This window comes from Rodentibacter rarus (assembly GCF_001998965.1).
Lineage (GTDB): Bacteria > Pseudomonadota > Gammaproteobacteria > Enterobacterales > Pasteurellaceae > Rodentibacter > Rodentibacter rarus.
Genome location: NZ_MLHJ01000039.1, coordinates 1 through 23,838, shown reverse-complemented (window position 1 = coordinate 23,838; position 23,838 = coordinate 1). Strand labels below are relative to the sequence as shown.

Annotated in this window: 14 protein-coding genes; 5 read left to right on the top strand and 9 right to left on the bottom strand. The window is 41.9% G+C overall.

From position 1 onward, the window contains the following. Positions 1-165 precede the first annotated feature (165 nt). Complete coding sequence (leuB, locus tag BKK50_RS05210) at positions 166-1,242, bottom strand: 3-isopropylmalate dehydrogenase (RefSeq protein ID WP_077416002.1); 1,077 nt, start codon at positions 1,240-1,242, stop codon at positions 166-168. A 216-nt stretch (positions 1,243-1,458) separates the two neighbouring features. Here leuB and BKK50_RS13040 point away from each other — a divergent pair, with 216 nt between their 5' ends. After that, positions 1,459-1,581, top strand: a complete 123-nt coding sequence (locus BKK50_RS13040; RefSeq protein ID WP_256843269.1) for a hypothetical protein — start codon at positions 1,459-1,461, stop codon at positions 1,579-1,581. Between the two features lie 175 nt (positions 1,582-1,756). Here BKK50_RS13040 and leuA read toward each other — a convergent pair whose 3' ends face one another. The 3 genes from leuA to BKK50_RS05195 form a co-directional block, all read right to left on the bottom strand. Next, positions 1,757-3,310, bottom strand: coding sequence for a 2-isopropylmalate synthase (gene leuA, locus BKK50_RS05205; protein WP_077416000.1), 1,554 nt, complete (start codon positions 3,308-3,310; stop codon positions 1,757-1,759). 554 nt (positions 3,311-3,864) lie between these two features. Next, positions 3,865-5,559: an SEL1-like repeat protein gene (locus BKK50_RS05200; protein ID WP_077415998.1), complete on the bottom strand. Its 1,695-nt coding sequence runs from the start codon at positions 5,557-5,559 to the stop codon at positions 3,865-3,867. Between the two features lie 13 nt (positions 5,560-5,572). Continuing rightward, on the bottom strand, positions 5,573-6,118 hold the full coding sequence (locus BKK50_RS05195) for a hypothetical protein (RefSeq protein ID WP_143529758.1): 546 nt from the start codon (positions 6,116-6,118) through the stop codon (positions 5,573-5,575). Between the two features lie 325 nt (positions 6,119-6,443). Here BKK50_RS05195 and dprA point away from each other — a divergent pair, with 325 nt between their 5' ends. The 4 genes from dprA to pfkA all read left to right on the top strand — a co-directional run bounded on the left by dprA (position 6,444) and on the right by pfkA (position 10,044). Then, positions 6,444-7,565, top strand: coding sequence for a DNA-processing protein DprA (gene dprA, locus BKK50_RS05190; protein WP_077416004.1), 1,122 nt, complete (start codon positions 6,444-6,446; stop codon positions 7,563-7,565). A gap of 40 nt (positions 7,566-7,605) precedes the next feature. Beyond that, positions 7,606-8,382 (top strand): peroxide stress protein YaaA, encoded by a 777-nt coding sequence (gene yaaA, locus BKK50_RS05185; protein ID WP_077415994.1) that lies wholly within the window; start codon positions 7,606-7,608, stop codon positions 8,380-8,382. Continuing rightward, positions 8,375-8,956, top strand: a complete 582-nt coding sequence (locus BKK50_RS05180) for a hypothetical protein (protein WP_077415992.1) — start codon at positions 8,375-8,377, stop codon at positions 8,954-8,956. The genes yaaA and BKK50_RS05180 overlap by 8 nt, the downstream gene beginning before the upstream one ends. Before the next feature lie 122 nt (positions 8,957-9,078). After that, positions 9,079-10,044, top strand: coding sequence for a 6-phosphofructokinase (pfkA, locus tag BKK50_RS05175; protein WP_077415990.1), 966 nt, complete (start codon positions 9,079-9,081; stop codon positions 10,042-10,044). A gap of 463 nt (positions 10,045-10,507) precedes the next feature. Here pfkA and BKK50_RS05170 read toward each other — a convergent pair whose 3' ends face one another. From BKK50_RS05170 to BKK50_RS12425, 5 genes are all read right to left on the bottom strand, one after another. Continuing rightward, positions 10,508-11,725 carry an HlyD family type I secretion periplasmic adaptor subunit gene (locus BKK50_RS05170; RefSeq protein WP_077415988.1) on the bottom strand — a complete coding sequence of 406 codons (1,218 nt, stop codon included), beginning with the start codon at positions 11,723-11,725 and terminating at the stop codon, positions 10,508-10,510. Continuing rightward, a complete protein-coding gene (locus BKK50_RS05165) occupies positions 11,725-13,929 on the bottom strand; it encodes a type I secretion system permease/ATPase (RefSeq protein ID WP_077415986.1) in 2,205 nt (734 codons plus the stop codon). Before BKK50_RS05165 ends, BKK50_RS05170 begins: the two co-directional genes overlap by 1 nt. A gap of 27 nt (positions 13,930-13,956) precedes the next feature. Next, entirely contained in the window at positions 13,957-15,225 is a 1,269-nt protein-coding gene (locus BKK50_RS05160; RefSeq protein WP_077415984.1) for a TolC family protein, read from the bottom strand. 244 nt (positions 15,226-15,469) lie between these two features. After that, a complete protein-coding gene (locus BKK50_RS05155; RefSeq protein ID WP_077415982.1) occupies positions 15,470-18,877 on the bottom strand; it encodes an Ig-like domain-containing protein in 3,408 nt (1,135 codons plus the stop codon). Between the two features lie 708 nt (positions 18,878-19,585). After that, a partial coding sequence (locus BKK50_RS12425; protein WP_077415980.1) for an Ig-like domain-containing protein occupies positions 19,586-23,838 on the bottom strand: 4,253 nt, incomplete at its 5' end.

The following is a 23,838-nucleotide window of genomic DNA, read 5'->3' as shown; positions in this document are numbered from 1 at the left end:
TTTTATAACGGACACACGCAGTGTGTCCCTACGTTCTGTTAAAATTTCTATTTTTGGTGCATTTGCTACATAATACCGAAATTTTTGACCGCACTTTTAGGGCGTGCCAAGTTATTCATGCCGGTTTAAATGATTAACCTGCATAACATAGCCTTTCCCCTAGGGTTAAATTGCGTTGGTAATTAATGTACCCATTTCTGCCGTAGAAACCGGTGCTGAATTATCGACTAAATCACCGGTGCGATGACCGCTCGCCAAGACTTTTTGCACGGCATTTTCAATGGCATCTGCCGCTTCATTCAAATTGAAACTGTAACGTAACATCATCGCTGCCGATAAAATTTGTGCAATCGGATTGGCAATACCTTTGCCTGCAATATCCGGTGCAGAACCGCCGGCAGGCTCGTATAAGCCAAATCCTTGCTCATTCAAACTAGCGGAAGGTAACATACCCATTGAGCCTGTAATCATCGCCGCTTCATCGGAAATAATATCGCCGAAAATATTAGAGCAGAGCAACACATCAAAAGATTCCGGTGCTTTGATTAATTGCATGGTTGCATTGTCGATATACATATTTTCAACGGTGACGTCAGGATAATCTTTAGCGACCTCTGCCACGGTTTCACGCCATAAAATAGAAGATTGCAACACATTGGCTTTGTCCACCGAGGTGAGGTGTTTACGGCGTTTCATGGCTGCCTCAAAAGCCGCACGGGCAATGCGTTCGATTTCGTATTTATAATAAACTTCTGTGTCAAATGCTTTGGTTTGTGCTCCTTCGCCTTCACGGCCTTTTGGTTGACCGAAATAAATCCCCCCAGTGAGTTCACGCACCACCACCATATCAAAGCCTTTTGCTGCAATATCGGCACGCAATGGGCAGAATTTTTCTAACCCTTTGTAAAGGGTTGCCGGACGAAGGTTGCAGAATAATTTGAAATGTTTGCGTAAAGGCAAAAGTGCACCACGTTCCGGTTGCTGATCCGGCGGTAAATGCGTCCATTTCGGGCCACCCACAGAACCGAATAAAATGGCGTCCACCGCTTCACAACCTTTTAGGGTTTCCGCCGGCAATGGGCTGCCACAGTGATCGATAGCCGCCCCACCCACATAAAACTCATTAAAGTTGAATTTAACATCGAATTTCTCTTGAATTTTATTGAGGACTTTAATGGCTTCTGCCATCACTTCCGGACCAATGCCGTCACCGGGGAGGACGGCGATGTTGTATGATTTCATTTAATTTTTCCTATTTTTATGTATTGAGTTTCGCCCAATGGGCGACCTACTTTTCTTTGCTTGTGCAAAGCAAAGTAGGCAAAAGAAACACACCCCAGTTAAATTGCTGATCTTTGCTTGGTTTCAATTTTCTTGACGGCAATTTTCTGAACCCGCCGCAAGCGGCTCAAACAGACGAAAATTTCCTAAAAATTGAAAGTCGCAAAGGCAATTTATATGGGGCCCCAAATTTATCGGAGCGTTATTTTAAAAGTGCGGTTGATTTTAAGTTTGTTTTTCCACCGCACTTTATTCGTAGAAAGAACAAAATGGGTTCCCTTCTTTGCCGCCTTTGTGTAATTGAATTTGTAGGAAATTTTCGTTTGTTTGAGCGTAGCGAGTTTAGAAAATTTCCGTTAAGCAAATTCAATGGAACAAAGGATTAAGGCAAAGCAGGGTTGCCTTTCTTTTGGTTACTTTTCTTTGGCAAAGCAAAGAAAAGTAACTCGCCCTTCAGGGCGAAACCTGAACGGGATTAAGCCCCGACTGCTTTATGATGTTTAATATCCGCCACTTTATGAGCTCGATAAATCGCATTAATCGCATGCACCAACGCCAATGCGGAGGATTCCACAATATCTGTGGCTAATCCCACACCGTGGAATTTTCTGCCTTCGTGTTCTACCACAATATCTACTTGGCCTAGGGCTTCTGCGCCTTCGCCTTTAGCGGTGAGGTGGTAGTGGGACATTTTGATGTCTAAGCCTGTTAAGGTCAAAATCGCATTATAGACGGCATCGACCGGGCCGTTTCCACCGATAGAGGAGGTGCTTAATTTTTCGCCGTCTAATTGTAGTTGAACAAAGGCGGTGGCAGGGTATTCTTTGGTCGAGTGCGCAGAAAGTTTATCCAATACCAAACGATCTTCATCGCCTTGTTGCATATCAATAAAGGCTAAGGCTTCTAAATCGTAATCAAACACTTGCCCTTTTTTATCGGCTAATTTCAAAAACGCATCGTATAATTTATCCAAATCATAATCTTGCTCGGTGTACCCCATATCCGCCATATGGCCTTTCACTGCGGCACGACCGGAACGGGCGGTGAGGTTCAATTTCTCTTTTTTCAACCCAATGGTTTCCGGCGACATAATTTCGTAGGTATTTTTATTTTTTAACATTCCGTCTTGATGAATACCGGAAGAATGGGCGAAAGCGTTAGAACCCACAATGGCTTTATTCGGTTGAATTGGCATATTGCAAAGCTGGCTCACCATTTGGCTGACACGGTGGATCTCTTGCGTGTTAATACGGGTATCCACACCGAACAATTCTTGACGGATTTTAATCGCCATGACCACTTCTTCAAGGGCGGTATTACCGGCACGTTCGCCGATACCATTAATCGTACATTCAATTTGACGTGCCCCATTTTGTACTGCGGTTAAGGAATTGGCAGTTGCCATACCCAAATCGTTATGGCAATGCACGGAAATCACCGCTTTATCGATATTCGGTACTCGGTTACGCACTTGCGCAATAATATTACCGTATTCCGTTGGCAAGCAATAACCTACGGTATCAGGGATATTAACGGTGGTCGCCCCGGCGTTGATTGCCGCCTCGACAATACGACAAATATTATCAATACCGGTACGACCGGCATCTTCGCAGGAAAATTCTACATCGTCGGTGTAATTACGGGCACGTTTTACTGCCGCTACCGCCATTTCTACCACCTCATCAAAGGTGCGTTTTAATTTCGCTTCCACGTGCAAGGCAGAACTGGCGATAAAGGTGTGAATACGGAAGGCTTCCGCCACTTTTAAGGCTTCATAGGCAGCATCAATATCTTTATCCACTGCTCGGGATAACGCTGCCACACGCGAATTTTTGATATGGCGTGCAATGGTTTGCACAGATTCAAAATCTCCTTGGGAAGAAACCGGAAAACCCACTTCCATCACATCCACCCCTAAGCGTTCCAACGCCAAGGCAATTTGCAATTTTTCTTTCACGGTCAAACTTGCTTTTAATGCTTGTTCGCCATCACGCAACGTGGTGTCAAAAATAATCACACGATCTGTCATAACAATGTCCTTCTAAAATCACGCCAAAAGTGCGGTTGTTTTTTGCAAAATTTTTTAAACAAAAACCCGCAACTTTTTGAAGTGCGGGTTGGTTGAATGAAGAGGATTTACATTGACTTGTTTTTCATCCACAACTTAGCCGCACAAAGCATGTGAGCGCAGCAGGTTGAGGGATAAAAAAACAGAAGAAAACATAAAAATCCTATGAAAATTCGTTGTAAAACCCTTGCTATGTTACGAATAAATCAAACGCTGTCAAATGCTTTTTTAGCGTTTTATCTTTTAATTTTAGATATTTACCGAAATAATCTAGAAGATTAAACTAAAAACCTCTTCATTTACAGATGAAAATGCCAAATAATTTAGCTTAACCTTGCTTTTTCTCTACTTTTTATTCATTTCTAAGGCTACAAAAAAATCATCAATTTTTTTGTTTTTACGCTTTTTAGGCAAAAGTGCGGTAGAAAAAACGGTCGTTTTTTCCTTTCTCATCGAATTTAGCTCTTTATGAAAAAAGAACCCTTCCATAAGGTGAAGGGTTCTTTTCCGAGGTTTTAATTTTCCTTTTTATTTTTTGATCTTTTGCCAAGTAAAAACGCAATCAGTGCCAGCACTAACGCCCCGAAGCCACCCAATATAGCAGCCCAATATTCACCAAATATTTTTTCAAGCGGGTTTGGAAGGTTTTGCAATCTTTCATCTTGATAATTTTGACATCCGTCCTTGCTGCCGTTATCACAAGCCTGCCCAAATAATTCTTTGGCTTTATATAAATCTTGTCGTACGGTACCGCCAGTTAAATATTCAATCCCCAGTGCATTTTGTGCTTCCGAGTGATTTTGTTTCGCTGCTTGGGTTAAATAATCAAGACCTTTAGGAATATCTTTTTTATAACCAAAATATTCGTTATCTGCTTTAGTTCTCCGACCCAACCAAAATTTCCCTAACCAATATTGCGCTTCTTGATTATTCATTTCAGCTGCTTTCGTTATAAATTCAAGAGCTTGCTGTTTATTTTCTTCTCCCCCCCATCCTCCATGATAATTAAGTGCAAGTTGATACAAAGCTTCTGCATTTTTAGGCTCATTTTTTACTTTGGCTAAATTTACCTCAAAGTCCGCCTTGCCTTTTTCAATGAGATTTTTTGCAAATTCTTTTCTAAACTCTGCCTCACGCTCTTTCTCCTCTTTACGTTCTCTTTCCCAGCGTTCCGCCATACTTTCAGCACTTTCGACTAAAAACATATCTTTCATATTATTGTAATTATTACAGCCGTTCTGATCGCCTAAATCACAACCTTTACCATAAAGCTCACGGGCTTTGTGTTTATCTTGTCTTGTGCCATAGCCATTTTCATAAAGATAACCAAGATTTGTGGTAGCTGCGGCATGTTTTTGTTCCGCCGCTTTTTCATACCATTTTTTGGCTTGAATATAATCTTGTTCTACCCCTTCTCCTATATAATACGACACACCAAGATTAAATTGCGCCTCCGCATAGCCTTGTTCGGCGGCTTTTGTGTACCATTTTACCGCTTCAGCATAATCTTGTTTTACCCCTTCTCCTCTGTCATACGACATACCAAGATTAAATTGCGCATTTGCATACCCCTGTTCGGCGGCTTTTGTGTGCCATTTTACTGCTTCGGCATAATCTTGTTTTACGCCTCGTCCATTGACATACATAACACCAAGATTATATTGTGCAACTGCGTTCCCCTGTTCGGCGGCTTTTGTGTACCACTTTATCGCCTCGACATCATCTTGTTTTACGCCTCGTCCATTGGCATACATCCCACCAAGATTAGATTGTGCATCTGCAAGCCCCTGTTCGGCAGCTTTTCTATACCACTTTACCGCTTCAACATAATCTTGTTTTACCCCTTTTCCTCCTTCATACGACATACCAAGATGAAATTGTGCAACTGCATTCCCTTGTTCGGCGGCTTTTGTGTACCACTTTACCGCTTCGGCATAATCTTGTTTTACCCCTCGCCCATAGGTATACATCTCCCCCAAACTAAATTGCGCACTTGCATCCCCTTGTTCGGCGGCTTTTGTGAACCATTTTACCGCTTCTACATCATCTTGTTTTACGCCTTTTCCTCTTTTATACATATCACCAAGATCATGTTGTGCCTTTGCGTCACCTTGCTCTGCTTTTCGGGTAAGTTCTGCAATATCAGTGGCAAATACTGAAAGAGAAAGACCGGTAGCAAAAAGTGTGGTGAAAATTTTGGTTAGTTTCATTTGAAATACCTTCTTATTTAATTTCGTTGTTAAGTTGTTTTAAAAACGCTTTTTGTTTTTGTGCATATTCGTTAATTAAAGGAATAAATTCATCAATATCCGGTTGAGCATCATAAATAAAATAATTTCCGTCTTGTGTTTGTTGACTATGAAATCCTTCAGATAAAGTAGTTTTTATTCTTTTATATTTTTGGTGTAGATTGGTGAGGTCATCTTTAAAGTCTTGAATAATATTCCGAGTTTTACTTTGTGAAACCACATAAATCTCATCAAGTCGGTTTAAATAAAATTCAATATTCCAATTGGTATGCCACACTTTTGAGTAATATTCTTCAATATCGTCATAATCCGCATTAAAACAATTAAAAGTCGGTATAAAATGTTGGCGATAATTGTCTTTCAATTCCCTAATACATCTTAAAATTTTGTCGGTTTTCCATATTTTGTAGGTGCTTCTTAAGGCTAATCCGGAAAAAATGGCAGCGATTAATGCCCCTATTCCTGATAGCCATTCGTGTAGTTTTCCTGAAAGAAAATCCATGTAAATACTATTTGCCATAACAATACCAAAAAGTGTGCCGGCTATTAGCCCAATTGAGAATTTAGCGGTTGACCATAATTGCTTCATTTTTAAACATAAAACCAGTGAAATAAAACCCGCCTATTGAAAAAAAAAAAACGATTGTGTCAAGCTATTAAAGCGTGGTTTTGCAAGTTTTTGAGAAAAAACTGAGAGGACGGGATTTTTGAGCAGAGAAAGGTGGGCGGATTACCTGACTTTGATTTCTATTTTTGAGACACAGATCGCAAAAGTGCGGCGAAAAACTCGCACATTTTTCTATTTATTACATAATCAAGTCTTTATTGAAGGAATGGGAAAAGAAATGAACAATATAAACGAAACCTTACTCCGATTAATGCAAGTGCCTAAATTGGGGGGCGTAGCAATTGAAAAAATGTTATCGAATGTCACCTTACAAGAATTATTGCAGTATGATGAAACGGCTTTCCGTCAAATGGGCTGGAGTGCTATTCAAATTCGCCGTTGGTTTAAACCGGAAAGGAAATTTATAGATTCGGCACTGATTTGGGCGGAGAAAGAGGGAAATCATTTAGTGAATTATTTTTCACCGTTTTACCCTTATTTATTGAAACAAATTTCAAGTTTTCCTCCTTTATTATTTGTAAAAGGCAATGTGACGGTGATTTCACAGCGGCAAATGGCAATGGTGGGAAGTCGATACTGTACGGCTTATGGTGAGCGTTGGGCGAAATATTTTGCCACAGAACTTTCCCTTGCCGGTTTTACCATTACAAGCGGTTTGGCGTTAGGCATTGACGGGTATTGCCATCGTGCGGTGGTGGATATTGGCGGGCAAACTATTGCGGTGTTGGGAAGTGGATTGAATGACATTTATCCCGCAAAACATCAAGCATTGGCACAACGAATCCTTGAAAATAATGGTGCATTGGTGTCTGAATTTATGCCAGACCAACCGCCTATTGCTGCACATTTTCCACGTCGTAATCGGATTATTAGCGGGCTTTCGGTGGGAACATTGGTGATTGAGGCAACGGAAAAAAGCGGATCGTTAATCACCGCTCGTTATGCGTTGGAGCAAAATCGTGAAGTGTTTGCATTACCGGGTAATGTCATGAGTGAGTTTAGTCGGGGATGCCATCAACTGATTAAGCAAGGCGGTTTGCTTGTTGAAAATGTGAAAGATATTCTTGAAACGCTTTATCAACATTCCATTCATAGTCAAACTGAAATTGATTTTAACCAAGTGGAAACAGCAAATTACACCCCGCCACCCGATCCCCGCAGAGTGGTTGAGGCACCAAGTCATCCTAAACTTTATGCGAGAATCGGCTACACGCCGGTGAGTATTGATGATCTAGCACAGGAATTTGGTTTGCCGGTAGATGTGTTGTTGGTGCAGCTTTTAGATTTAGAGTTACAGGATCTGATTCTTAATGAAAATGGGCTTTATAAACGGGTATAGAAATATGCTAGAATGGCGTGCATTCTATTAAGGAGAGACTATGTTAGCCATTATTTCCCCCGCAAAAACCCTCGATTTTGAAAGTGCGGTGAGAAAACTTCCTGTTTTTCAACCGCACTTAACCGATTACAGTGCCCAATTAATTGATATTTGTCGCCAATTTTCTCCACAAGACATTGCTTCTTTAATGTCTATCAGCGATAAGCTGGCAGGGCTTAATGCCGCACGTTTTGCCGAGTGGACTATGGAACACAACGAACAGAATTCACGTGCCGCCATTTTTGCGTTTAAAGGCGATGTTTATACCGGCTTAGATGTCGATACCTTATCTAATGATGATATCCTGTTTGCACAATCTCATTTGCGTATGCTTTCCGGCTTGTATGGTTTACTTCGACCTCTGGATTTAATGCAGCCTTATCGTTTGGAAATGGGGACAAAATTAGCCAATAAAAAAGGCAAGGATCTTTATGCATTTTGGGGAAATGTGATTACCCAATCACTCCAGCAAGCCCTTGATGCACAAGGTGAGAATGTGTTGATTAATCTTGCCTCGGACGAATATTATAAATCGGTGAAAGAAAGCCAACTTCACGCACAAATCATCAAACCGATCTTTTTAGATAACAAAAACGGTCAATATAAAGTAGTGAGTTTTTATGCGAAAAAAGCCCGAGGGTTGATGTGCCGTTATATGATTCAACAGCGTTTAACCCAAGCGGAACAATTAAAAGATTTCGATTTAGGCGGTTATTGGTTTGATGAAGCGGCTTCTAATGAAAAAGAATGGATCTTTAAGCGGGAGCATTATGAATAAAATTATTGTTATTTTGACCGCACTTTTCCTCTCAGCCTGTGTAAGTCAACCTTCACAACTGGATATCCCTGAGCAGATTCAATACCAAAACAAACACTATCATAAAGCCGCCGGGCAAGATTTAGGGTCAGTGGCACGTTATGTCTATGTTAGTCAACCGGACACTTTAGAAAAATGGCAGTCACAAATTGAATTGCTGCTAGATCGTAATGCGCAATATCGTGACATTAAAGAGCGAATTCGCTTGCGTGAACGAGTCTATCGCAATACAGAGGTGGCGTTGTTTAAATTAACCCCAATTAAAAATAGTAAAACCAATCGAGATGAAGGATTAAAAGGCTATGTGATTTACCGACCAACAGAAAAAGATCCCTATTGGCAGGTCAATATGATGAGGGGGGAAGAGATCGCAAAATGTGGTTTTGTGCAGTTTCAATATGCCCAAAAGGTGAAAAAAAGCCGATATTTAAGTGAGGAAAAAATTTTGCGACATTTGCAAAAATACCTTGTTGCAAAAGAAATGAAAAATTTAGAGAAAATGGATTGGCAATGGCATTGTCAAAATCCGAAATAAAAAATTTATCTAGATCAAAAGGTGAATAAATTTATCAAATTTTTTCTAGAGCCTATCGGCTGAATCGTGTAATCTTAGCGACGTTTCTTCATTTGATTTTATTTAACTTAAGTAGGTAGTATATGATTAAAAAAATTGCAGTATTAACCAGTGGTGGTGATGCCCCGGGAATGAACGCCGCAATTCGTGGTGTAGTGCGTGCGGCATTAGCAGAAGGGTTGGATGTATTTGGTATCTATGATGGTTATCAAGGCTTATACAATAATAAGATTAAGCAATTAAACCGTTATAGTGTGTCCGATGTGATTAACCGTGGTGGGACATTTTTAGGTTCTGCACGTTTCCCTGAGTTTAAAAATCCGGAAGTGCGGGCAAAATGTGCGGAAATTTTACGTTCGCACGGCATTGATGCTTTAGTGGTAATTGGTGGTGACGGTTCCTATATGGGGGCAAAACTTTTAACGGAAGAACACGGTTTTCCTTGTGTGGGGATTCCGGGCACCATTGATAATGATGTGGCGGGAACAGATTATACCATCGGTTATCAAACCGCATTACAAACGGCTGTCGATGCTATCGACCGTTTACGTGATACCTCAAGTTCCCACCAACGTATTTCTATCGTCGAAATTATGGGACGCCATTGCAGTGATTTAACAATTTCTGCCGGCATTGCAGGCGGTTGCGAATATATTGTTGCCTCTGAAATGGAATTTAATCGTGAAGAATTAGTTCAACAAATTGAACGCAGTATTATTCGTGGGAAACGTCACGCTATTGTTGCCATCACGGAATTAATTACTGACGTGCATTCTCTTGCGAAAGAAATTGAAGCGAGAGTCGGGCACGAAACCCGCGCTACCGTACTAGGTCATATTCAGCGTGGGGGCGCACCTTGTGCATTTGATCGTATTTTAGCTTCACGTATGGGTGTTTATGCCGTGGATATTTTGCTTCAAGGCAAAGGCGGTTACTGCGTGGGTATCCAAAATGAACAGCTTGTTCATCATGATATTATTGATGCGATTAATAATATGCGTCGTGAATTTAAAGCAGATTGGTTAGAAGTGGCAAAACGCTTAGAATAATTCACCAACATAAAAACCTGCTCTGCCCCCAAAGGTTGGACTAAATGCTAACTGACTAAGGGGCAGATTTTTTTATGGCTAACTACAACTTATTTTTTAAACAAGTCGGTATTATGTATCCGTTACACAAAGGTCGAAACCACGAAAATTACCTTGGATCATCTTCTCCTCTTCTTGGTTCCTTATAGATTTCCCTGCTGCTTTTGTATTTAAATACTCCTCATCCCGGAAATGATGATTTTTATACTGGCATTTTAAGTTTGCGTACCTTTCAAAAATTATTAATGCTGATCTGCCTTTGAGACAGCCTATTCTCGCAGTTTGCTTGTCACATTATAGCGTGAGGATTTTACTCATCGCTTATGCTCTTTCATTCCATATGCATAGCCAGTGGTTTTTATAGCCGGAGCGTGGCTATAAGAAAAGGCGTTGAATTTTATCTTCAACGCCTTTTTTATGAGAACTAACGTTCTTGCAGTGCTTGTTTCATTCGGGTGATAGGTTTGATGAGATATTGGAAAACGGTTTTTTCACCGGTTTTAATATCAACTGTCGCCGTCATACCGGGTGTAATATCCAGTTTTTGACCTTTACTATCGGTGATTGATGTACCTTGGGTTTCAATCAAAATCCGATAATAAGCCTGATCCGCATTTAAGTTCAACTCACTACGGCGGCGCTCGTCTTGCAATGTATCCGGACTTATCAAGGTGACTTTCCCTTCAAGTCCACCATAAATAGAATAATCATAGGCACTGATTTTGACTAAAGCTGGCTGTCCCGGTCGAATAAATGCCACATCTTTCGGGCTAATATAAGCCTGCACAAGCAAGGTGTCATCTAAAGGAACAATTTCAAGAATATCTTGTCCTGCTTGTACCACCCCACCCACAGTATTAATACGGATATTTTTTACGACACCACGTAAAGGCGCTTTGATTTGCGAACGTTCTACCGGATCAGCCCGCATTGCCATATTTTCACGGGCTTGGGCAAGTTCTGATTCTGCCTGCACCAACTCATTATTGGCATCAGCTGAATAACGGTTACGGCGTTCAGCAATCTGTTGAGCAAAATCGGAAGATTGTCTTTGCATTCTAAGTAATTCCACTTGGGAAACAACCCCTTTTTTTACCATAGGCTGGGTGATCGCAATTTCTTGATCTAACAGCGCTTTGCTCTGTGTCAACCCTTCTACTGCATCAAGCATCGCCTTACGGCGAGCATTATAAGCAGCGGTTTCCCGTGAAATAACATCCTCAGGAATATCATCGGCAAATACTAAAGGTTTATCGGCAGATTCTGCTTGTAAACGAGCCACTACTGCACGTAAGTTTTGCACTTTGGCTTCACTTTCACGTAATATTGCTGAGCTGCGGGTATCATCAAGGGTTAATAACACTTGCCCTTTTTCAACAATATCCCCCTCTTTTACTTTCATTTCTTGAATAATACCCGGATCCAAACTCTGAACAATTTGTTCACGGCTACTTGGAATAACACTGCCTTGTCCACGGGTGACTTCTTCAAGCGGACTAAAATACGCCCATATCACAAAAGTGACGAGGAAAATAAAAAAGAGAATAATGACCGAAAAAATACCTCGGTGTTTTTCAATCTGTAATGCGGCATTCAAATCATTAATTAATGCTAAATCCGATTGTTTTATTTTCTCACTCACTACTGCGCTCCTTCACTCTTACTCGCTTCCGGTTTTTGTTGTGGCTGTGGATGGGCTTTCTGTGCTTGTTGCTGCTCAACCTGTTTCTGCTCATTTTTTCTTAAATGTTCCAACACCGCATCCCGAGGACCATCAATCGCCACTTTGCCGTTCTCCATTACAATAATACGATTCACTAATTTCAATACTTGAGGACGATGGGTCACCATAATCATAGTGCGATTCCCCATCCAACGAGCAAGAGCTTGCAAGACCATTTCCTCTGTTCCCTGGTCAAGATCGCTTGTTGGTTCATCTAATAACACCACACGTGGATCTTTAATGGTTAAACGGGCAAGCGCAACCAGTTGTTTTTGCCCCCCGGATAAACCCTGTCCATTTTCACCCAACGGCATATCTAATCCTCTCGGGTGACTATTTACTAAATGTTCTAGCCCAAAGCGGTGTAAGGCATTAATCAACTCAACATCACCGGCAAAATTATCCGCTCTGGCAATATCTAAGTTTTCACGCAAGGAACCCAAAAAAAGACGTGGAGATTGTCCAAACAGCGCAACTTGATTACGGAGATAATTCGGATCAATTTGACGTAAGTCCACGTTATCTAAAGTCACATTCCCGGAATTAGGCTCGTATAGACCGGCTGCAAGTTTTAATAAGGTACTTTTACCGCTACCGATACGCCCTAAAATCGCTACTTTTTCCCCCGGGTTGATCGTAACCGACAATTTCGACAAGGCATTTGGTGTTTCCTTATTATATTGAAAGCTCACATTGTTAAAGGTGATTTTACCTTGAGTTTGTTTTAAGGTGATGTACTTGCGGTCAGGCACTCTTTCAATAGGACGATTCACAATATCATCCACCCCTTTTAATGCCAAACGGGCTTGTTGGAAACGTGTTGCCAATCCTGCAATTTGCGCAAGAGGGGCTAATGCCCGTCCGGATAAAATCACCGAGGCAATTAATGCCCCCATTGTAATGCGGCTGGCTTCGTCTTCGCTATGAATTAAATACGTTCCTAAAAGCACTAAAAATACGGTATTTAATTGCTGTAATCCGACAGAAAAATTCACCACAAAGTTACTTAAATCTTTCACTCTAATTTGGGAAGCCGATGTTTTTGCCGTATACATATCCCAGCGTTGTTGAGCCCAGTTTGTGGCATTATTGGCTTTTAATGTTTCAATACCGTCTAATGCTTCAACAATCAAGCCCTGACGTTGTGAAGATTCACGCATTGATTCATTGATTCTTGCCGCTAATTTAGGCTGCACGGCAATGCCTACTAAAATGACTGTTGGAATAATAATTAATGGAACAAGCGCTAATTTCCCACCAATTAAATAAATAACAAAGACGAATAAAAAGAGGAAAGGTAAATCCACTAACACGAGTAGACTCGCACTAGTCATAAATTCACGGACAGATTCAAAATCACGCAGATTATTCGCATACGATCCTGACGATGCCGGTTTATCAATCAGTCTCAATGCCATCACCCGTCTAAATAATGCCGAGCTAATAATCAAGTCTGCTTTTTTACCGGCAATATCCGTTAAATGTCCACGAATCATTTTAGCCGCAAACTCAAAACTGATCGCCAGAACAACCCCGATACTCAATGCCCATAAGGTTTCATAAGTTTTATTCGGAATCACACGGTCATACACGTTCATTACATATAGCGAGCTCACCAACGCCAAGAAGTTAATGATAAACGTGGCTAAAATCACCTGACCATAATAGGCTTTAAAACGCCAAATCACTTTCCAGAACCAAGCCTTTGGCAAGTGGTATTCAGGTAATTCAGAACGAATATCGGAGGTAACCTTTGGCTTAATAAACCAACAGTAGCCTAAATAAATATTGTTGAGATCTTTATAGTCTAATACCCGTTCAACATTATCGGTTTGACGAATGTGAAAACGGCGATTCACTCCCACCCCTTCAATTTTAGTAATCACCAAGGCTTCTTCATCTTTCAAAATAGCGAGAACCGGTGTAGCAAGACTGGGAATATCCACCAACGCACGTTTTGAAATAGAATTTTCAAAACCATAGGTTTTCAATACTTCTCTTAAAGAAGGCAAATTAACATCTAACCGCTGATCTCTAATAACTTGTGCGGTTAATGCTTCTTGTGCAATAGGCGTACCGTGCAACTGAGTCACTAATGCCAAATGTTCAATTATTGATTTCATACAACTTACAAATTTCTTTTATGATTTCTATTTAGATTTTGTGGACGATTTTTCTGAATCCACCCAATTTGCGATACGGGATTGAGAGGCTAAATAAGACACTGCCGCATCGCGAAAATCATTACGTGCGGTGACTTCATCAAGCTGCACACGTGAAAGCTCTTGATATGAGTTTAAAAGATCGATCAAACTCTTTGTCGCCACATCAAATTGAAGTTTATTATCTTCAACCACCTTGCGTTGTAACGTAATCTGTTTCCGTGCCACTTCTGCCAATCGTTGGTTTCTCACCATATCCGTCTCGGAAGTTAAGGATTTTTCTTTCACAGAAAGCTCAATTTCACGCAATTTCGCTTCCGCAGCCTTTTGTGAATAATAACGTTGTTGCTCTTCATATTTTGTCGCCGGATTATAAATATCCCACGACATATTCAGATAAACCTCGTGCTCATGGCGGCTTGCGGTACTTTCTAAATTAATTGCCGGTAAGCGTCTTGCTTTTGCCGCCTTCACTGCGGCTTTTGAGCTATTAAATTCGGCTTGCTGTGCTAAATAACTTGGGTTTTGAGTGATGTCCGCATTTTTATAGCGGCTAATAAAGGTTTTGACATTGATGTTATTGAAAGGATCAACTAAATCTTTTTCGGTTAATACTTGCCCACGATTGTATCGACTTAAACGGTTTAACGCAGATTGCATAATACGCTCTTGCATTAAAATCGTGGTTTCAACCTGATTCTTACGGGAAAGTGCCTCATTGACTTCTGAATAACGCCCCTCATCGTAAGTCGCAATAACGCCTAAATCTTTTAGCGTTTTCTCGTGCCAATGTAAACTTTCTTTATAGACGGCAATCGTCTCTTTTGCCCGAAGTGCGGTCAAATAAAGCTGAGAAATTTCTAACCCCATGGTTTCCTGCGTTTCGGTTAAAGCGTGCTGATAATAAGTTTCACGATGTTTATCACGCTCAATTTCCGCTTCAACGCCACCCCACGCATAAAGATTCACCCGTGCCGCCACACCCGGCCCCGAACGGCGTTCACTTGTGTAACGGTGCTGTTGGCTTAATACCGATGTCCCGGTTAAAGACACCACCGGCAAATGCCCTGCCTCGGACACCTTTGTTTGGCTTTCAGCCATGGCAATATTCGCTTTTGCCTCATCTAATGTTGGATCTGCAACAAAGGCATATTGCAAAATTTCGTTTAACGTGGTCTTCGCTAAAAGATTTGGCGAAAATAAAGCAAATGCACCGGCAAGTGCCAGTGAATATTTAGAAAAAGGTAAATATTTCATAACATTCCTTTTAGATTTTTGTTCAAGTCACTCGATTTCATCGGATCTTTTTTAAATTTCCACGTTGTTGGATACAACGGAAAACGAGAATAAATTGACATCCGTTTTATTCTTTAAATCAAAAGGTCACATCTTACTCTTTTCTGCTTTTTTTTCAATCAGAAAAATCAAGCCTTATCTACAATGTTTAATCCCCTACCTCATACAAGATAGGGGATTTTTTTACATTAAACCGCTGTATTCATTATACAACTTGAATATTGGCTTGAACGTAAACGAGGGTATCGTCTTGGCTGTTAAATTCATAACCATCGTATTGGACACCGTCTTTCACTGTAGAGCCCACTTTGAACCAACGACCTTTATTACCTTCTCTCAAATCACGGGTGTTGCCAACGTTACCAAAGTCAACTTTGTCATCAAAGCCACCTTTAATAAATACGGTTGTACCGTCTTTGCGTGCAGCCTCTGAATCGACACGTAACGTATTGCGACCGGAACCTGAAATATCAATCGTTTCTACCTCAGTAAAGTCGCTTAATTTTAAGACAACATTATTACCTGTGATCTTCACGGTATCGTGACCTGCACCACCGTTGATTTTACCGGTACCTGCAACATAGGTCACAGAGTCATCACCTGCACCCAATTCCATCTTACCGTTAAAGCGACCGCCAATTTCAACGATATCTTTACCGTTACCACCGTAAATTTGAGCACCCGGATCCACATTCACCGCAATACGTAAATGGTTCACATCTGATGCGCTATCCACATTATTATCATTGCCAAGGCTACGACCGGTGCCATCTTGGTAAGTATTCAAATAAATTGCCGGCATTGGTTTACCGCTACCTAAATCGATAATGGTGCTACCAACCAAGCTACCGCCACCCAACTCACCAAAGCCAATATTGATCTTATCGCTTCCGCTACCACCGGAAATGATAGAATTATGGATACTACCACCAATATTGATCACATCATCACCTGCCTCACCAAAGATCGCAGAGATGGCTTGGTTTTTATCTCTTGATGCCCCGGCTGTACTCACCGCAGAAGTCACTTTTAAGCGAATATCAAGTTGGTCGTTACCTTCACCGAGATAAACACGGGTTTGTTGGTTTTCATCGCCACGGATGCGAACATAGTCATCACCTGCACCGGTATCTAAAGTAGAAATGCTCTTATTACCATCCGTCTTCGTGCCATATGCGGTATTACTATCCGCCCAGTTAGAGAAACTTCCGGCTTGTCCCGGTAAGAATTCTTGACCGTTCGCACGATAGCCGATAAAGACTTTATCATCACCATCTGTTGTTGTGTAAGCATCAACGCCTTTCGGTACGGTAAAGCTCACATCGGCAGAACCATTCTTAGAACCTGATTTGCTCACACCATAGTAAAGACCTAAATCACCATTTAATGCACGTAATTCAATCGTTTCACCTTGAGGTGCAACCGGTTTAATCGGCTCAACCGGTTTTGTTGGCTCAACCGGTTTTGTTGGTTCTACAGGTTTTACCGGCTCAACTGGTTTTACTGGCTCAACTGGTTTTACTGGCTCAACTGGTTTTGTTGGTTCAACCGGTTTTACGGTATCAATTGGTTTGTTATAAACAAATTTCTCCGCCTCTTCTTTTGTTAGATTTGATGGACCTGTTTTACCTTTTTTAGCAAGATCAAGAAGATTCAATGATGAAGAGGATCCATCAATTCGGCTATGGAAATAACCCGGTTTTACGGTTGCCACAGTAAATTTCACCGCATTTGAAATTTCTGCACTGTTGCCTACCGCATCCGTTGTCGTTAATACGGCTGACACAATTTTATCTGCATCTTTAACTAACAGGCTACCCGGAACAGCTACGCTAAATTTCCCTTCCGCATCCACTTGGCGGGTATAGTAAGTATTCTCATCTAAGAAAATACGAACTTGATCGCCCGGATTAAATTCCCCGGTTACTTTACCTGAAATCGTATAGTTACCGTATCGATTCACATTGCCAATCGGATTAATATGTACTTGCGCATCAACGGTGGTATCAACACCATATTGTTTTTCACCACGAATGGTACCGGTATTGCCTGCCGCATCAGTTGTGGTTAATACGGCATAAAGGGTTTTATCCGCATCATTGACTAATTCAGATGCTTTAACATCCGCTGAGAAACGACCATTTTCATCCACATAACGGGTGTAGTAAGTATTTTCATCAACGAAAATACGAACTTGATCGCCTGCGTTAAATTCACCACTCACTTGTCCTGAAACAGTGATGGTTGCTTGTTTTGCTTCTACGCCATTGATGATGTTATCGGCAGTGATATTGTCGAAAGTGACTTTCGTGCTATCCGCACTTGGTGCCGTGGTATCCACCGCATATTGTTTCTCTGCACGGATGGTTCCGGTGTTACCTGCCGCATCGGTCGTGGTTAATACCGCATAAATGGTTTTATCAGCATCATTCACTAACTGATGTGCCGGCACATCCGCTGAGAAACGACCATTTTCATCCACATAACGGGTGTAATAAGTGTTTTCATCAATGAAAATGCGCACTTGATCATAGAGGTTAAACTCACCACGCACTTGACCGGAAATCTTAATCGTACCTTGCGCTTCTTGCGCATTGATAATGTTATCGGCAGTGATGTTGTCTAATGTCAATTGTGTGCTATCTGCATTTGGTGCAGTGGTATCCACCGCATACACTTTTTCACCTTCAAAGGTAAAGGCTTTATCATTTTTATGGGTAGTGAGTACCGCTTTAATGGTTTTATCCGCATCATTAAGGAAATAGTGAGCATCAACATCCGCAGAGAAATTCCCCTCGGCATCCACATAGCGGGTGGCATAAGTGTTTTCATCAAAGAAAATACGCACTTGATCGCCTTCTTTGAAATCCCCTTTTACTTTACCGCTAATCGTAATTTTATCTTGTGCTTCTTGTGCATTAATCACATTGTCCGCAGTAATATTATTTAATTCTACGGTGGCTTCCGGCGCTCTGACATCTAACAGATAAACGTGCTCTTTCACCTCAGAGCTATTACCGTGTCTATCCACAATATAGGCAGAAACCAATAATTCACTATTTTCGCCCCCTTCCGGCGCATCAAGTTTGACTTCAATTTGACCTTTTTCAAGAGCTTCTTTCGGTAACCGAATTGCGCTACCTTCACCCTGATTGGTTTCAACAACTAATGAATCTCTGCTTGAAAGCCCTTCAGGTAAGGTCACCGTTACCGTCACTTTACCTTCCGCATCAATTTCATCAGGCGTTAACAAATCATCACCATTACCAATCACAATTGCGCCCGGCTGTTTTGCTTTATCTGCACGGGCAACTGTATCAATATAAACACCCTCTAACTCATAACCTGACGGTTTTTGCATATCATAGGTGATCGCAATTTTCTCTCCGGGAATCGGCGCTGCCACACCAAATACCACTTCTTTACCCAGATCTTCTTCTTTCACTCTATAACTAATAGGCGTACCTTCATTGCCTAAACTACGTTCGTCTGTCCCAATATAATAGGAACGAATAGTTAATTGAGTGCCGGGAACAAAGTCTTCCTCAATCATTAAAGTCACGCGAGCAATTTGTTTGTGATCAACCACATCACTTGAATAAATGATAGTCATTAAGAGTCCTTAAAAAATAAATTAAAATAATGTGCTAAATTTAAATCGGCATACCACAGGCTAAAAACACTCACATTTTTCACCGCACTTTTCTACCACCAAGCAATGAAAAAGGGTATTTTCGGTAATGCCATCATTTCGCACGAACGGTATCATTTTAATTCGCCATCATCCTCACGAATCAAAACGACATTAAATAAACACAATGATAAGTCAGCCTTTATCAATCTAACATTTTTGCAACATTTGTTCGCAATCCACCTATTCGTCTCAGTCAAAAAGGTAAAAAAACGCCCTTGTGCAACAGCAAGATGCCGCCCGCTTATTCTTTCATTGTCATTTATATTTACATTACAGATCGAAATCTGTACAAATCGGTCAGTGTAACTACCTAATTTTCGGTAGGATTTTAATCAAAATTCACAATGTAGCAAGCATATTTACAAATGTTTACAATTTCAAAACACTTCATCACATTTACGCCTTATTTGTAAATAAAATATGAATTAAATCGGTCTAACATAGCAAATACACAAACCGAATTTTTTACCGATAGAGGCACATTGCGTGTATCCCCACCTTGTTCCTTTGTGTGCCACGGCGACACAATATCGACAAATCCCCACAAAATTGACCGCACTAAAAAAAATCCCCCGAGGAATTCACCCGGGGGATTGACTTTTAAGTATTGGGATAACCTAGTGGAAACTAGATAACTTGTACACCTTCTTGGATATAAACGGTATGAGTAGTACCACCGGATGTATATGTCCAAGTATTGTAGGTAACATCATCATGCGGCACTGCTGCGCCTTGTGTCCATGATGGACCAGTTAAACCCTCTTTGAGATTAGTACCAAGTTGATAACCAATATTCACCTTGTCATCAGCATCACCTTTGATATAGATTGAAGCTGGTTCAGATTCTTTCACTGAATTAACTCTTAAGTCTGTCAATGTATTAGCACCTGAACCACGAATATCAATGGTTTCCACATTCATAATGTTACTAAAGTTAATGGTTACACCCGCACCGGTCACGATAAGTGTGTCGTTACCTTCACCACCGTTTATTGTACCGTTAATGGTTGTGCCATCCACTTTAATCGTATCATCACCATTGCCACCATTAAATGTTCCGGTGAAGTTTCCACCTACATTGAGGGTATCACTGCCTGCGCCACCGTTATAGGTACCGCTGAAGTTTCCGCCCACCGTTGCCGTGTTGGTGCCATCACCAAGATCCATCGTGCCGCTGAATACACCGGTAATATCGACCTTATCATCGCCGCTGCCTGCGTTAATATTACCGCTTGCCGCACCACCGATAGATAATGTGTTTTGACCATCACCGAGGTTGATGTCATTCGCACCAAATTCACCCGTGATCGTAATTTCATCATCACCGGAACCGACAGTCATTGATTTTCTCGCCGCAACATTAAGCGGATTTCTTACGTAGTCACCGTCAATATGGATAACATTTGTTCCATCACCCAAGTTAACGTTACCCGTGTAGCGACCGTTTGAAGTAAAGCTATCATCACCGTTAGTGGTAGTAATATCACCATTACCGCCACCAATTGAGATAACGTTTCTACCATCATCAAGGTTCATAATACCGCTAAATGCACCGGTGACCGTGACCGTATCATTACCGCTACCTGCGTTAATATTACCGCTCGCCGCACCACCAACGGAAACCGTATTCACACCATCGCCAAGGTTCATTGTGCCACGGTGTTCACCGGTAACGGAAACGGTGTCATTGCCACTGCCTGTCGTAATAACCGCGTTAGCGCCTACACCTTCTGCAATCGTCACCACATTATCACCATTGCCTAATTCCATATGGGCTGAACCGGCATACCAACCTTTCTTAATCTCGATGATGTCTTTTCCTTCACCACCATAGATATTTGAGGTGTGGCTTACTGTTGCCGAAGTACCATTACCTTCAATCGTTAAACGGTTTTCATCCGTGGCTGAATCAACGTTGGTATCATTACCCAAGCTACGATCTGAACCGTCTTGATATTTGGTTAAGTATTCACTCGGCATAGCTCTGCCACTGCCAAGATCGATATCCCCATTAGCAATGCCATCAATCGTCACCGTATCACTACCGCTACCGGCATAGAGATAACCGTTTGAGTGACCGCCAATCTTAATCGTGTCATTGCCTGACTCAGCAAAGATATAAGTATCCTTGAGTGCAGCGGTCGCACCAAAGTTACCTCTTCTCTCTTTATCATTAAATGCTTTCTCAAAGTTACCTAACTCATAGGTATCATTGCCTTCGCCTAAATAAAGTCTTGTACCAGCAATTTGCGCACCCTTGATTCTCACCATGTCATCCCCTTTACCGGTATCAATGGTGGATAAGGATTGGTTATTATCCGTTTTATTACCTGACGAACCGCTATCCGCAAAGTTAGCAAAGTTACCTTGTGTACCGGAAGCCTCGCCATTTGCGTAATAACCAATATTTAAGTTATCTGCGCGATCCGTCATCACAATCGCATCACCATAGTCTTTATAAAGACCTGCGCTATCTTTGCCCGGCACGGTACTTACCGTTTTGGCAGTATTTGAAACCGCAAGCGTTTTATTCCACGTACGTTCCAAATGGGAAGCCGATTCACCATAAGCTAAAGCAATATCGCCATTCAAATGTGGTAATGCTGTTGGTGAGGCATCTAAAATCAAGCCAATCGCTTGTCCACCGGTATTAGTATCCGTATTAATCTCTGCGACCTCATATTTATTGTCAGCAGCTGTCTGAATCGTGGCGACCACGGTTTCCGGTCCTTCAAAGTTAAAGTTTGCCCCCTCTTCTTCACGAACCGGATTAACAGTAAAGGTTGCCGAAGTTTGACCTGCCGGTACTTTCACCTCAAATTCGTTATAAGTCACTGTTTTGGCTTCATCACCTTCACCAATCGTTTCCGCAACCTCTTTCAGGTTCTCAACACCGGATAGGGTGTAATCCTCAGCGGTTGCTTTACCGCTTAATTTCACTTTCACCACAGTATCCGTTGGTTGTGCCTTATCCAATTTCACGGTGTAAGTTAATACGGTAGTCTCATCCATATCCTCTTCCGTTGCCGGATAAAGCACATCTTCTGTGATATTACCTTCAACACCGATACTCACCTTCGGAGGAGTCACTTCGGCAATCGCACCTTCTGCGACAGTTTTATCACCTAAGGTATAGAAGTTACCGTTTCCACCGACTTTTCCTTCATCAATACCAAACTTAAATACCGTTGGCACAACTTCAGCCGTCACCACTTCAGTGCCTTCTGCCACATTATCGGCTTTCGGCGTTAAGGTGAAACGTGCTGCGCTATCGCCTTTTGATATCGTCACGACAACAATGGAGCCCTCTGCGGCAACATCGGCACCATCAGCTGTTGTTATGCCGTCTTTATACCACTGAGCAGTAGCACCCTCCACCGTATATTCATCGGTTGTGATGCCATTTCCTGAAAGCTTGATCGCCACTTTATAATCTTTTTGTGCCGGTTTATTCAGACTCACGGTATAAGTAAGCTGACTATCCGCTACCCCTTCATAAGCCGTGGCAAGGTTTTTACCCTCAACCTCTGTTTCCGTGTTTGCGCTAACACTTAATTCAAGTTCTGCCGGATCGCCGACAAGATCAACCTCACCTTTACTTACTGTAGTACGCTCTCTTAACGAGAATTGAACATCTTCACCTTTGTTGCCAAGCAGATCCGTTAAGCTTGCCGTTACATCAATGGTTTGTCCCCCCACATTTGGAGCCCAAACATACACTTCCACTTTTCCGGCATCAATATCCGAGGCAGTTAAGACTTTGCTCTCACCGGAGTGATAGGTATGCTCAGAGGTGGTCTCACCAAAAATAAGTTGACCCTCGTCATTATATTCAACCTTCCGTTTTCCCCCTGCATCTACTTTATAGATTAAGGTATCACCCACTTTAGCATCAGAAGGTAATGTAAAGGTGACTCGAACGTTGCCATCCTGATTCACTTCTCCCGAATAAAGGACTTCCTCCACATCTCGAATCACTTTACCGGTCGCAGAACTCATCGTTTTCCGATCCTCGGAAACAATAACCGGGACGTAAGGACCGTCCAGATCACTATCCGGATGTTCTGCAAAGTAATCCGGGCCACCAATGGTGATCTCAATCTTCGCTGAAGTATCACGCGTTGCTTTCGCCTCGCCTGCCGCACTCACCGTATTGGCATTATCGACTGCCGTAATGGTGGCTGACACAGTAAGTTCCTTACCATCTGCCGGTGCTGTCACAGATTGTGTAACCGTTTTGCCAATATCCCCGGCTTGAACCCTATAGGTAATCGGAGCCGCATCGGTGTTCGTTGTCAATGTCAACGTATCCCCCGCTTTCGCATCATCAGGAATCGCCACAGAAACACTCACTTTTTCGACCGCACTTTCATTCGCCGGCTCGATCTCATCTTTAGTAATGTATTCCACACCATTGTTATAAGGTTTATCCTCTTTCGTACCGATAGTGACGGTTGGGGCTGTGCGACCTAAATCAACTGTATACGGTTTTTCCACTGACACAACATCACCTGTATTGCCTGCCGGATCAGTTGCCGTGACTGTTGCGGTGACTTTCTTATCAGCTGCATTTGTCAATTTCTCTGTTGGAACATTAACACTAAATGAACCATCAGCATTCACTGTTCCATTGCCGATCACTTCATCACCAACTTTAATGACAACCGCATCGCCTTCTTTAAACTCACCCGTCACTTGACCGGTTACAGCTTGTGTTGCCTGTTTCGCTTCCACAGGATCAACTTTATTATCATCACCAGCAACCGTATCTACAGTAACCGTTGTGGTTGAGTCGTCTGGGGCTTTCGTGTCACGTGTCGCTTCATCACCAAGGGATGGACCTTCGTTGCCCGCTTCGTCTACCACTTTCGCGTCAACTT